Annotated in this window: 9 protein-coding genes; 6 read left to right on the plus strand and 3 right to left on the minus strand. The window is 73.5% G+C overall.

All coding sequences use genetic code 11. The features are described from left to right. Positions 1-164: 164 nt before the first annotated feature. On the minus strand, positions 165-2447 hold the full coding sequence (locus ACIPAE_RS00005; protein ID WP_402441880.1) for a SpoIIE family protein phosphatase: 2283 nt from the start codon (positions 2445-2447) through the stop codon (positions 165-167). A gap of 330 nt (positions 2448-2777) precedes the next feature. Here ACIPAE_RS00005 and ACIPAE_RS00010 point away from each other — a divergent pair, with 330 nt between their 5' ends. Further along, positions 2778-3311 carry an EF-hand domain-containing protein gene (locus ACIPAE_RS00010; protein WP_402441881.1) on the plus strand — a complete coding sequence of 178 codons (534 nt, stop codon included), beginning with the start codon at positions 2778-2780 and terminating at the stop codon, positions 3309-3311. Positions 3312-3458: 147 nt separating this feature from the next. Here ACIPAE_RS00010 and ACIPAE_RS00015 read toward each other — a convergent pair whose 3' ends face one another. Continuing rightward, positions 3459-4445, minus strand: coding sequence for a class I SAM-dependent methyltransferase (locus tag ACIPAE_RS00015; RefSeq protein WP_402441883.1), 987 nt, complete (start codon positions 4443-4445; stop codon positions 3459-3461). A 314-nt stretch (positions 4446-4759) separates the two neighbouring features. On the opposite strand from ACIPAE_RS00015, the gene ACIPAE_RS00020 reads away from it, so the two are divergent. The 3 genes from ACIPAE_RS00020 to ACIPAE_RS00030 all read left to right on the plus strand — a co-directional run bounded on the left by ACIPAE_RS00020 (position 4760) and on the right by ACIPAE_RS00030 (position 11209). After that, positions 4760-7051, plus strand: a complete 2292-nt coding sequence (locus ACIPAE_RS00020; RefSeq protein ID WP_402441885.1) for a carbohydrate-binding module family 20 domain-containing protein — start codon at positions 4760-4762, stop codon at positions 7049-7051. A 154-nt stretch (positions 7052-7205) separates the two neighbouring features. Beyond that, positions 7206-10298: a glycoside hydrolase family 15 protein gene (locus ACIPAE_RS00025; RefSeq protein ID WP_402442615.1), complete on the plus strand. Its 3093-nt coding sequence runs from the start codon at positions 7206-7208 to the stop codon at positions 10296-10298. 128 nt (positions 10299-10426) lie between these two features. Then, positions 10427-11209 (plus strand): ferritin-like domain-containing protein, encoded by a 783-nt coding sequence (locus ACIPAE_RS00030; protein ID WP_328468798.1) that lies wholly within the window; start codon positions 10427-10429, stop codon positions 11207-11209. A gap of 30 nt (positions 11210-11239) precedes the next feature. Here the strand turns inward: ACIPAE_RS00030 and ACIPAE_RS00035 are convergent, their stop codons facing one another. After that, a complete protein-coding gene (locus ACIPAE_RS00035; RefSeq protein WP_328468800.1) occupies positions 11240-11731 on the minus strand; it encodes an NUDIX domain-containing protein in 492 nt (163 codons plus the stop codon). A gap of 195 nt (positions 11732-11926) precedes the next feature. Between ACIPAE_RS00035 and ACIPAE_RS00040 the strand changes: the two genes are divergently transcribed. Next, entirely contained in the window at positions 11927-12445 is a 519-nt protein-coding gene (locus ACIPAE_RS00040) for a DinB family protein (protein WP_329365186.1), read from the plus strand. A 26-nt stretch (positions 12446-12471) separates the two neighbouring features. After that, on the plus strand, positions 12472-13494 hold the full coding sequence (locus tag ACIPAE_RS00045) for a DUF4190 domain-containing protein (protein ID WP_329365184.1): 1023 nt from the start codon (positions 12472-12474) through the stop codon (positions 13492-13494). Positions 13495-13564: the final 70 nt, after the last annotated feature.

The following is a 13564-nucleotide window of genomic DNA, read 5'->3' on the forward strand; positions in this document are numbered from 1 at the left end:
CGCTCCCGCAACCCAGCAAGACCAGCACGCTCAACGCCCACGGTCCTCGCAACTCCCACAGATCACGGGTGTTGCGAGGACCACTAGAACCCAAGCGGCAGCACGCCGTCCGGGGGCCCTGTCGCGGCCACGGGCGGGGGCGGCGGAACGGGGCGGGGGAGCGGTCAGCGGGGGGTGAGGAGCTGCTCGGTCCAGATGGTCTTGCCCTCGGGGGTGTAGCGGCTGCCCCAGCGGTGGGTGAGCTGGGCGATCAGGAACAGCCCGCGGCCGCCCTCGTCGGTGAGGCGGGCGCGGCGCAGGTGCGGCTGGGTCTGGCTGGGGTCGGAGACCTCGCAGATCAGCCGCTGGTCCTTGATCAGCCGGACGGTGATCGGCGCGCCCGCGTACCGGATGGCGTTGGTGACCAGTTCGCTGACGATCAGCTCGGTGCTGAAGGCCAGTTCGGTCAGGCCCCAGGCGGTGAGCTGGTCGGTGACGCCGGAACGGACCTCGGCCACCGCCTCGGGGTCGGCGGTCACCGTCCACCCGGCGGTCCGGTCGGCGGGCAACTCGCGGGTGCGGGCCAGCAGGAGGGCCTGGTCGTGGTCGGGGGCCGGGTCGGAGAGGCGGCCGAGCAGCTCGCGGCCGGCGTCCGCCATCGAGCGGCCGCTCGCCGCCGCCGACCGCGCGACCTCCGCGACCGCCGCCTGCCGGCGGTGCCCGGCCGGGTCGTCGCGCGGTGCGGCGCCGTCGCTGTGGAAGACCAGGACGTCCCCGGCGGACAGCAGCAACTCGGCCATCTCGAAAGGCCCGTTGCCGGTGCCCAGCGGCGGGCCCGCGGTGACCTCGACCTGCTCGGCGACCAGCGGTTCGGTCGCCGCCGGCGGTTCGGCCCCGGCAGGCGGTTCGGCGGCGTCGGGTCCGGCCGGATCGGGTGCGGCGGCCTGGCCGGGCCCGGCGGCCCCTCCCCGTACCAGGACCGGTCCCGGGTGCCCCGCCGACGCGATCAGGCAGCGGCCGGTGAGCGGGTCGTAGGTCGCGTAGACGCAGGAGGCCCCGCGCAGCGCGCCCTCGATACCGGTGTGGACCGGGTCGCGGTCGTCGGTGTTCGCGAAGCGCACGACCAGGTCGTCGAGGTGGCTGAGGAGTTCGTCGGGCGCCGGGTCCAGGTCGGCGAGGGTGCCCACCGCGGCGCGCAGCCGGCCCATCGCGGCGGTCGCGCCGAGCCCGTGCCCGGGCACCCGCCCGACCAGGAACGCGACCCGGGCGGAGGACAGTTCGATGACGTCGAACCAACTCCCGCCGATGCCCTCGGGGGTGCCGCCGGGCACGTACACGCCGGACGTCTCGGCCGCCGTGCTCTCCTCCACCACCCTTGGCAGCAGGCTGCGTTGAAGGGTCTCGGCGGTACGGCGCTCCTTGGTGTAGCGGCGCGCGTTGTCGATGCTCAGCGCGGCCCGCGAGGCGACCTCGTCGGCGAGGCCGGCGTCGTTCTCGTCGAACGGGCGGCGCCGGCCGGTACGCCAGAGCAGCACGGTGCCCAGGACCAGGCCGCGCGCCTGCACCGGCATCAGCAGCAGCGACGTGGCGCCGGGCGGGAGGAACAGCCGGGACCGCTCCTCCTGCGCCGCCAGCAGCGATCGCAGCTCGGTGAGGTCGGGCAGGAAGCCCGCGGCGCCGCGCCGCACCTGCTCGCTCGCGACATCGCCGACGGTCAGGGTGGCGCCGCGCGGGTACAGCTCCTGCGGCCACTCGCCGACCGACGCCACGGCCACCCTGCTCAACGGGGTCGCGCCGGTGAACGGGGCGGGCTCCTCGCCCTGGAGCACCGAGAGCGTCAGGTCGACCGCGGCCAGATCCGCGAAGGCGGGCACGAGGACGGCCGCCAGGTCCTCCGCGTTGCGGGTGATGTCCAGTGACCCGCCGATCGCCGCCGCGGACGCGTACCGCAGGTCGGCCCGCTCCGACGCGGTGACGCCCGCGGTGGCCAGCCGCGGGCGTCTCAGCGGGCCGTCCTCGGCGCGCGGCTCGGTGTCCTCTGCGCTCGGGCCGGGGTCCTGCGCCGCGGCGCCCGGCTCGGCCCGGTCCGGGCCCGGCGGGCCGCCCTGCGCCATCCGCAGCAGGAAGTGCGCGCCGTGCGTGCCGTCCGGCACCAGGACGGACACCCGCAGCCGGACGTGCAGCGTCCCGCCGCCGGGCCGCAGCAGCACCACCCCGCCGGTGTTCTGCCGGCCGCCGAGCGCGCCCGACGCCAGCACGGACCAGGTCCCGGGGTCCTCGAACAGGTCCACGACATCGCGGCCGCGCAGCGCGGCGGGGCTGCATCCGAGCAGCGCCGCCGCCCGCCTGGTGCAGCTCACCACCGTCTTGCGGGCGTCCACCACCAGCGCCGCGTCGCCTCGCGACGGGCGCGCCGGTCCCTCCGGCCCGTCGGCGTCGCCTCGCCGCCCAGGCCCGCTCGAACCCATACGCCCATTGAAACCCGCGCACCGACCGCCCGCGCGCCGGGCGCGCCACCGCGCCCGGCAGCGCCCGCCGCCCGCCCGCGCGCCGGGCGCGCCACCGCGCCCGGCAGCGCCCGCCGCCCGCCGCGGGCCCGGGAGCGCCGTACGCGAGCCCCGTGACCGCCGTGCGGAGCCTCCGTGCGCCGGCTCCGCCGGGTTTGTCCCGGGAGGCTCACTCATTGCGGTGAAGCCCGGCCGTTCCCGGGCCGGGGCGGCACGGAGGCTCGCACAGTGGAACCGCAGAGTCTCCGGGGGTCCCCGGTGCCCCCGGATTCCGACGGAAGGCGGGACAGGATGCGCACCGAAGCGGTCAACCGAGTCAAGCTGGTCTTCACGCTGTTCGACGCGGACGGCAACGGATACCTCGAACCCGACGATTTCGACCTGATGAACCGGCGCGTGGCCGAAGCGGCGACCGCCTCCGACGACGCCGCCAGGGCCGCGATGGCGACCGCCTTCCAGCGCTACTGGACCACGCTGGTCACGGAGTTGGACGCCAACCAGGACGGCCGGATCAGCTACGAGGAGTTCCAGGCGTGCGTGCTCGCGCCGGAGCGGTTCGACGACGCGATCGCCGACTTCGCCCACGCCCTGGCCGCGTTGGGCGATCCGGACGGCGACGGCCTGATCGAACGCCCGCTGTTCGTGGCGCTGATGACCGCGATCGGCTTCCGACTCCCCAACATCCACGCGCTATTCGACGCGTTCGCGCCCGACGCGGCCGACCGGGTCGCGGTGCCGGTCTGGGTGGAGGCCATCAAGGACTACTACCACCCGCTCAAGGGCGGCATCCCCGCCGACCACCTGGTCGGCGCCCCGGCCGTCTGAGGAGCTGCCCGGGGAGCTTCCTGAGAGCCGTACGAGAGCCGATCGGGGGCGCGGCCGCGGCCCGCCCGCGCGAGGGCCGTGCGGGGGCCGCGCCGGTGGCCGGACGGCGTCCCGCGCGGCCCGCCGGGACCGTGGGGCCGGCAGGTTTCACAGCACCCGCCGGCCCCACGCCGCGAACACCGCCACGGACAGGTCGACGAAGTCGGGCGCGTCCATCTCCCGGTAGGCCGCCTCGAAGTCGGCGTCGCGCGCCAGGCCCGCCGCCACGATCCCCTCGCGCGCCTGCTCCAGGGTCATCTGCCACCACCGCGTCTCGGCCCCGCCGCCGTACACGACCTGTAGCCGCGGGTCGATGCCGACCTCGCCGAGCCCGGCCCGCTGCAAGGGAACCGGCAGGCTCCGGGCCCACGCGGTGTGGGAGCCGAGCGCGCGCTCCAGGTGGTCCCGGAAGGCACGCATCACGGTGCAGTACGCCGCGTGCGGGGAGTCGAGCACCGGGAACGACGCCGGCTCCTCGACCAGCAGCACCCCGCCCGGCTTGAGCCAGCTCGCCAGCCGCGCCACCGCCCGGTCCGGGTCGGGCAGGTGCAGCAGGACGAAGCGGGTGTGCACCACGTCGAACGACTCCGGCGGGAAGTCCTCGGTGTACATGTCGTGCCGCAGTACCCGTACCCCGGACCCGGACAGATCGTGCAGGAAGGCGGTGTCCAGGTCGGTCACGGTCACCCGGGCGCCCTGCCCGGCCGTCCAGCGGGCCACCGACCCCGCGCCGCCGCCGACCTCCAGCACGTCGTCACCGGGCTTCAGGCCGAGCGCGGTCAGCCGGGACCGGGTGGCCTCGTCGAGCACGGACTCCAGCAGCTGGAGACGGCCGCGCTCGCCGTCGACGGCGTGGCTGAACATCCCGTCCCGGTAGCGCTCCTGGCTCCAGGCCGGAGCGCCGGTCCCGGGTCCGGCCCCGGGACCAGCCCCGGGACCGACGGCCAGCTCGGCCCCGGGCTCGGATGGAGACTCGGGCTCGGATCGAGGCTCGGGAACGGACTCGCGCTCGGCCTCGGCGAGGGTGCGGGGCTCGGTCCGGTCTCCGGCGTGGCCGTCCTGCAGGTCAGGAGCGGGCGTCGTATCTGCGTCCATGCCCGCAACCGTGGCAGCCGTACCGGGCCGTCCTCGGTGATTTCCCGGTAACCCACCTCAAAAGGTGATTCTCCCCGGCCTGCCCTGGACCGCACTGCGCAAGCTTTCTGCAACACCAGGAAAGTTGTTGCAGCACGTCTTGACGGGGCTGCCGGTCCGGAGCATGGTCTACCTCGCGTTCAACCGTCGTGCCTGCCGCGGCGGTTGGTTCCGGGGGCCCACGGGAGGGCCACCGGGCCGCTCGTCCGAGGCGCGTCGGAGCCGGGTGGTCGCGTACGCATGCCGCAGTCCTCCACCATCAGCGGGAGCCATCCATGCTTCGCTCACCAGACCGCGCCGATCCCCCCCACCGCGCGGAGCCGCCCTCCTCGGAGCCGCCCTCCTCGGCGTCGCGCCACGCCGAGCCGCACGGCGGCCGGCCGCGGACTCCGCGGCGCGGGGGCCGACAAGGCGTCCGCCGGGCCCTGTTCGCCGCCGCCGCCCTGGTGGCCGGCGCCGTCGTCCCGCTCGCCGCCGTCCAGGGCACCGCGCACGCGGGCCCCGCCACCACCGCGGCCGCGAGCGGCGGCAACGGCAGCGACGTGACCGCCAACCTCTTCATGTGGAACTGGCCGTCGGTCGCGAACGAGTGCACCACCCAACTCGGCCCCAAGGGCTACGGATCGGTGCTCGTCGCCCCGCCGCAGGACTCGATCCGGCTGTCCGGCGCGCACCCCTGGTGGGAGATCTACCAGCCGGTCGGCTACGACCTGAACAGCCGGATGGGCACCGAGGCGCAGTTCCAGTCGATGGTCACCGCCTGCCACGACGCGGGCGTCAAGGTCTACGCCGACGCGGTGATCAACCACATGTCCGGCAACGACCAGGCCAGCACCGACTCCTACGGCGGCGACAGCTTCAACGTCGGCTCGAAGTCCTACGGCCAGGTCCCCTACGCCTCCTCGGACTTCCACACCTCCCCGGCCAACTGCCCCAACGCCGACATGGCCATCGACGACTGGAACAACCAGACCCAGGTCCAGGAGTGCGACCTGTCCAACCTCGCCGACCTCTACACCGAGACCGACGACGTGCGCGGCAAGATCGCCGGATACCTCAACAAGCTGATCGGCTACGGGGTCGACGGCTTCCGGGTCGACTCCGCCAAGCACATCAACCAGTCCGACATGGCGAACATCGAGTCCCGGCTCTCCGACACCGAGTGGGGCGCGCGGCCGTACGTCCTGCAGGAGGTCGCGCTCGGCAGCGGCGGCAACCTCGCGCCCGCCGCGTTCGAGTCCAACGGCAGCGTGATCGGCTTCGACTACGCCAACGCGATGAAGGCGCAGTTCCAGGGGAACATCGCCAACCTCAAGACGTTCGGCCAGAGTTGGGGCCTGGAGCCGGCCGACAAGGACGGCGCGATGGTCACCAACCACGACACCGAGCGCAACGGCAGCACCCTGAACTACAAGAACGGCTCGCAGTACACGCTGGCCACCGAGTTCATGCTCGCCTGGGGATACGGCGCCCCGACGGTGTACTCCGGCTTCGCCTTCAACAGCTCCGACGACTCCCCGCCGGCCGACGGCAACGGCTACGTCACCAACACCGACTGCTCCTCCAGCGCGTGGGTGTGCACCGACCGGGTGCAGGGCATCGCGAACATGGTTGGCTGGCACAACGCGGCCCAGGGCGGGCAGGTCGCCAACTGGTGGGACAACGGCAACAACGCGATCGCGTTCAGCCGCGGTGACCAGGCGTGGATCAGCCTGAACAACAGCGACTCCGCGGTGACCGCCACCTTCACCACCGGCCTGGCCGCGGGCACGTACTGCGACGTCATCCACGGCGACCTCACCTCCTCCGGCGGTTGCAGCGGCTCCACCGTCACCGTCGGCTCGGACGGCACCGCCTCGGTGACCGTGCCCGCGCACGACTCCGTCGCGCTGTACCGGGCCGGCACCTCGACGACCACCCCGCCCACCACGCCGCCGACGACGCCCCCGACCACCCCGCCGGCCGGCACCGTCACCGAGACCTTCCACGAGTCCGAGGCCGCGCCCGCCGGCCAGCAGGTCTACCTGGTCGGCTCCGTCTCGGCGCTGGCCGGCTGGGACACCACCCAGGCGATCCCGCTGGACTCCACCGACGGCACCGACTGGACCGGCGCGGTGAACCTCCCGGCGAACACGTCCTTCGAGTACAAGTACATCCTCAAGGACGCCTCCGGGAACGTGACATGGGAGCCGGGCTACAACCACACCGCCGACACCGGCAGCGCCGGCGGCACCCTGGACGACACCTGGGGCGTCCAGTCCTCCGGCGGCGCGAACCAGGTCGCCGTCGCCTTCCACGAGGCGGAGTCCGCGCCCGCCGGCCAGAAGGTCTACGTGACCGGCTCGATCCCGGTGCTCGGCGACTGGGCCCCCGCCCAGGCGATCGCGCTCAGCTCCACCGACCAGGCGAACTGGTCCGGCACCGCGAACCTGCCGCCGAACACGTCCTTCGAGTACAAGTACATCCTCAAGGACGCCTCCGGGAACGTGACATGGGAGTCGGGCGCCAACCGCACCGCCGGCACCGGCGGTTCGGGCTCGCTCACGCTCAACGACACCTGGAAGTAAGGCGCCTGGAAGTCCGCCAGCAAGGCAGTCGCCCCGCGACGGGCCCGGACCGGCGCGTGTCCGGGCCCCGTCGCGCGGGCCTCGCCGAAGGCACCCCACGCCGACGGCACCTCGCCCTCCCTCGCAGATCCCCCCACCCGGAAGGCAGTCATGCATATGCCGCTCCGCCCGTCCGACGCGCCCCCACCCCGCCGACGCCTGCTCACCGTCGCCGCCGCCTGCGCGGGCCTGCTCGCCGCCGCGGTCGCCTGGACCTCCCCGCCGGCCGGCGCCGCGACCGGCCCCCGGCGGCCCCGGCTCCGCCTCCAGCTGGAACGAGCCGCTGGGCACCCAGGGCTACGCCACCGCGATCGGCCCGGACTCCAAGGTCTGGTACCTGCTCGCCAACGGCGCGCTGCAGAACGTGTACTACCCGCAGACCGACAACCCGGACACCTACGGCCTCCAGTTCTACGTCAGCGACGGCTCGACCTTCACCGACGACGAGATCGGCTCCACCACCCACCAGGTCGCCCTCGCCGACCCGAGGTCGCCGACCTTCACCCAGACCAACACCGCCACCTCCGGCGCGTACACGATCACCAAGACCTACGTCGCCGACCCGGCCCGCTCGGTGATCCTGGTGCACACCACCTTCACCAACAACTCCGCCACCCCGCTGGCGCTCTACGCGGACTACCTGCCCCAACTGGACAACCAGGGCAACGGCAACAGCGGCGGCACCGATGCCGCCAGCGGCGACCTCACCGCGTCCAACGGACCGGTGGCCAGCGCGCTCGCCGCCTCCGTGCCCTTCACCACCGCCTCCACCGGCTACGTCGGCACCGCGAGCAGCGGCAGCACCCAGCTCACCGGCGGCCACGAACTGTCCACCCCCTACAGCGCGGTGCCCAGCCCCGGCCACATCGAGCAGACCGCGGGCATCCCGGTCGCCGCCTCCGGTTCGACCACCTTCACCATGGCGCTGGCCTTCGGCGCGACCACCGCCGCGGCCGTCTCGGACGCCTCCGCGTCGCTGGCGGCCGGCTTCGCCGCCACCGAGGGCGCCTTCCAGTCCGGCTGGCACGACTGGTGGGCCGGCCTCGACTCGCCGCCGGCGTCGGTCGCTTCGAGCCCCGACCTGCTCACGCAGTACGAGATCTCGCTGATGGAGCTGAAGGCCGACGAGGACAAGACGTACACCGGTGCCTTCGTCGCCTCGCCGTCCACCCCGTGGGGAGCGTCGGTCGGCGCCGACGGCGGCGGGCAGCACGGCTACCACCTGGTGTGGACCCGCGACGAGTACCAGATGGCCTCCGCGCTGCTGGCCGTCGGCGACAAGCAGGACGCGAGCGACGCGCTGACGTACATCCTCGACTACGAGATGTCCGCGAACGGGCAGGTCAAGCAGAACACCTGGCTGAACGGCAACCCGATGTGGGGCGGCAACCAGCAGGACGAGCAGGCCGATCCGATCATCCTCGCCTACCAGTTGGGCCGCACCGGCGCCGCGGACTTCGCCAAGGTGAAGCTGCTGGCCGCCTTCATCGCCGCCCACGGCCCCACCACCGGGCAGGAGCGCTGGGAGGAGAACGGCGGCTACTCCCCGGCCACCATCGCCGCCGAGATCGCCGGCCTGGTCTGCGCCGCGCAGCTCGCCACCGCCAACGGCGACACCGCGGACGCCACTTCGTGGCTGGCCACCGCCAAGGACTGGGCGTCGAAGGTGGACAGTTGGACCTACACCACCAACAGCTCGTACGGGAAAGGCAGTTACTTCCTGCGGATCACCCCTGACGGTCAGCCGGACTCCGGCGCCACCATCGGCCTGGCCAACGGCGGCGGCAACCACGACGACCGGACCGTGGTCGACCAGAGCTTCCTCGACCTGGTCCGGCTCGGGGTGCTGGCCCCGAAGTCCACCGAGGTGACGAACACCCTCGCCGTCGACGACGCGCAGATCGCCGTGCAGACCCCCGAGGGCGCCATCGACCACCGCTACGGCTTCGACGGCTACGGCGAGACCGGCTCGGGCGCGGACTACACCGGCGCCGGCACCGGGCAGCCCTGGCCGGTGCTCACCGGCGAGCGCGGCGAGTACGAGGTGGCGGCCGGCGACCTCACCGGCGCGCAGTCCGCGCTCGGGACCATGGCCGGCGCCGCCGCCGACCACCAGATCTCCGAGCAGGTCTGGGGCGGCAGCACCGGCGCCAACGGCTTCACCTTCGGCAAGCCCGACAACTCCGCCACCCCGCTGATGTGGGCGATGGCCCAGTACGTGCGGCTGGCCGTCGACATCTCCGCCGGCCAGGACGTGGACACGCCCACCGCCGTCTGCCAGACCTTCGACGCGTGCGCGGCGCCGCCCACCGAGGCCCCGGCCGCGCCCACCGGCCTCGCGGCCACCGCGGTCCGCACCACCGGCGTCACCCTGTCCTGGACCGGCGACGCGCGCGCGGCCGGCTACCAGGTCTACCGTGCCACCGGCAGCGGCACCGCGGCCCTGGTCGCCACCACCGCCGACACCACCTACGCCGACAGCGGCCTGGACGCCGCCACCGGCTACACCTACTACGTCACCGCCTCCAACAACGTCGGCACCTCGCCCGCTTCGGCGAGCATCCACGTCACCACCAAGACGCCCGGACCGCCGCCCCAGGCCCCGACCGGCCTGAAGGCCACCGCCACCAGCACCACCGCCGCGCTGACCTGGCAGGCCGCCACCGACACCTCGGGCGGCACCGTGGCCGGCTACCGCGTCTACCGCGCCACCGGCAGCGGCACCACCGCCCTGGCCGGCACCACCACCGGCACGACCTACACCGACACCGGCCTCACGCCCACCACCGCGTACACCTACACCGTCACCGCCTACGACACCGACGGCAACGAGTCCGACGCCTCCGCCGCCGTCACCGCCACCACCACCGCGAACAACGTCGAGGTGATCGACCTGACGGTGCCCGCCGCCACCGACCCCAGCGGCAAGACCGTCTACCTCGCCGGCACCCTGTCCGCGCTCGGCGGGGGCGCCGCCGACTGGGCACCGGACGGGATCGCCTTCACCCGCGTCGACGCCACCCACTGGACCGCCACCGTCAAGGCCGCCGGGCCCACCACGATCCAGTACAAGTACACGCTCGGCGGTGCCTGGGCGAACAACGAGGAGACCGCCGGCTGCGCCTACGTCGGCAACCGCACCCTCGTGATCGACGGCGGCACCCAGCACGACACCGTCGCGAACTGGGAGGGGTACGGCGGCTGCTGAACCGGCCCGCCGCACGGTCCCGCGGGAGTCACCCGGATGGGCGAACCGCGGGGCCGATGCGGTTGCGGACCGGCCGGGGCCAACCTTGACTGGCGCTGATACCTGCTGGGCGGCGAGAGGGGTACGGGATGCTTTCGGTGCGCGGGCTGTTCACCTCGATCGTGGACGACGACGACGCCTACCGGCTCTTCTGCTCCATCGCGGCCAGCGGCGAGGCCCAGGGCGGCTGGGAGAACGGCCGGATCGCCGCGCTGGTGCCCCCCTCGCAGCGGGAGCTGGCCCCGAAGATCGCCCGGCACGGCGCCGACGAGGACAAGCACGGCCGGATCTTCAACGCGCTGCTGCGCAAGCGCGGGCTGGAGCCGGTGCCGGTGCCGGCCGACACCGACTACACGATGCTGCTGGAGCGGGCCGGTATCGGGCTGGCCCACACCCGGCTGCGCGCGGACCAGCCGCTGACCGAGCAGGACATCGTCACGTATCTGGCGCACAGCCGGGTCACCGAGCAGCGCGCGTCCGAGCAGATGGCGCTGCTGCTCAGGTACTTCGCGGAGCACCCGGAGGTCGGCCGCGCGGTCCGGGCGATCTCGCACGACGAGGACAACCACCTCGCCTACTGCCACGAGGAGTTGCTGCGGTTGGCTGCCGCCGGGCACGGCCGGGTCATCCACCGCGTGCTGCGCGAGTGCGCGCACGCGGAGATCCGGGTGCACCGCGACGTGAGCCTCGCGGTGATGGCCCGGATGGGCCGCATCCTGCGCTGGCCGGCGCCCACCGCCGCGCTGATCCGCTTCGGCATCCACCTCACCTACCTCTACGAGCGCGTGCACGGTTGGCGCCGCATGACGACGCTCACGATGCCCCTGCGCCGCGACGCCCTCGGCAGCGCCCCCGTCCCCGCGCGAGCCTGACCCACCCGGGGGCACCCCCACCCGGGCGGGTCAGGGCACCGTACGGATCGTGGCGGAGGCGACGTGTTCGTTGTCGTCGGAGAAGACGATCTCCGCGTCGAGGGTGCGTCCCGCCAGCACCTGGGGAACCCAATGGCGGGCGTCGTCCCACATGGAGTCGAGCGGCAGCGCGTCCACCGGCACCCAGAGCGGCGCGATCTCGCGGGTCTCGGCGGCCTCCCCGAGCACGCGGGACGTGGTGAACGCGGTGACCCACATGTCCCAGGCCGGCCGGGCCGGAAACCGCCAGTCGACGACGGCCGCGGAGCGCAGGTCGGCCGCGTCGACCACCAGCCCCGACTCCTCGGCCACCTCGCGCACCGCTGCCTCGGCCGCGCTCTCGCCCGGCTCCACGTGCCCGCCGAGACCGACCACCTTCCCCGCGCCGAGCCCCGTCTTCTTGCGCCCGAGCAACACCTCCGTACGGCCGTCGGCGCCGTCGCGCAGGCAGAAACACAGGCAGGTGTGAGTACGTTGGTCCATCCGTCGGATCATGGCGCACCTTCCCCTGACGCCACAACGCGCCCCCCTGCCGCCCGCCGGCACGCGGTGACGTACGCGCGCAGATCGGCCGGCGGGAGGCCCGCGCCCGGGCCACCGCGTTCGACCCGCGCGCCCCTGACCCGCAAGGCTCCGCCTGCCGTTCGGCGGCCCGCCGTGCTCCTCTAGGCTCCTGCCATGACCAGCGAGATCGAGGACGTACGGGTCGGGCCGCCGAACTTCGGGACGGAGCGCGAGATGCTGCGGGCGTTTCTCGACTACCACCGGGCCACGCTGGCGATGAAGTGCGCGGGGCTCGGCGACGAGGAGCTGCGGCAGCGCTCGATGCCGCCGTCCACGCTGTCGCTGCTGGGCCTGGTGCGCCACATGGCGGAGGTCGAACGGGCCTGGTTCCGGCGGGTGTTCGAGGACCACGACGCCCCCATGGTGTGGTCGCGGGAGATCGACTTCCAAGCGGCGTACGACGCGAGCGGTTCGACCCGGGCCGAGGCGTTCGGCGCGTGGGAGGCGGAGGTCGCGGCCTCCCGGCGGATCGAGGCGGCGGCCGCGTCGCTGGACGTGGCCGGATACCAGCCCAGGTGGGAGGAAGAGGTGAGCCTGCGGATGGTGATGGTGCACGTGTTGCTGGAGTACGGACGGCACAACGGCCACGCGGACTTCCTGCGCGAAGGAGTCGACGGGACGGTGGGGGCGTAGCGGTAAGGGGATCGTAAACTCCCCTGGTGGACATATCTCCGCCGCCGTCCCCTGAGGACCAGCCGCCGCCGCCCGGGGGATACCCGGCCGGCCCCCCGCCGCCGCCCCCCGCCCCCGATCCGCCCTACGGCGGCTCCTCCTCGCCGTACGGGTCCGGCCCGCCGTACGGCTATCCGCAGACGCCGTACGCGCAGCCCTCGCCGTACGGCGGCGACGGTCAGTCGCCCTACGGCGCCGGCCCGGGGCCCTACCAGCAGCCGAACCCGAATCCGTACGCGGCTCCGGGCGGGCCGGGGATTCCCGGGCAGTACACCGCGTATCCGGGGCCCGGCGCGGGCTGGTACGCGGCGAACCGCACCACCAACGGGCTGTCGATCGCCTCGCTGGTGACGTCCTTCACCTGTGTTCCGCTGCTCGGCCTGGGTCTTGGCATCGGCGGGTTGAAGCAGAGCAAGCGGCAGGGGCAGCGCGGGCGCGGCCTGGCCATCGCGGGTATCACGATCAACTCGATCACCACCCTGCTGACCGCGCTGCTGATCACGCTCGGCGCGCTCGGCGTGCTGGACGACGACGGCAACACCAAGGTCCAGGACATCAAGGCCGGCCAGTGCTTCAACACGGTCGGGCACTCGCTCAAGGAGTTCGAGGGGGGCGCGAAGGTGTCCCGGACGGTGAACGTGGTCGACTGCGCCAAGGCGCACGACGCCGAGGCGTTCTACACCTACACCCTCGACCCGAGCACGAGCGGTTCCTATCCGGGCGTCGACGCGATCACCAGCCAGGCCCAGGCGACCTGCGGCAAGCAGATGAGCGAGTACCTGGACGGCGGGTCGCTCCAGGACGGCATGCGGCTGTTCTTCTTCGGCCCGCAGAAGTCGCTGTGGGCCACCGGCGACCGCTCGGTGACCTGCTTCTTCGGCGACGCCGACGCCAAGGTGACCGGTTCGGTGCGGGGCGGGTCGGACGGCAAGGGGTCTGACGGCTCCTCCGACGGCGGGTCCTCCGACGGCGGCTCGTCCGACGGCGGCGACTCGGGGGTGGGCGTCTGATCCGTCCCTGATCCGCCGGCCGCGTGAAGGGCGGCGGGGCGCGCGAGCCCGGCGGGAGCGTGACGGGTGC

The sequence above is a fragment of the Streptomyces sp. NPDC087270 genome, assembly GCF_044744625.1.
GTDB lineage: Bacteria > Actinomycetota > Actinomycetes > Streptomycetales > Streptomycetaceae > Actinacidiphila.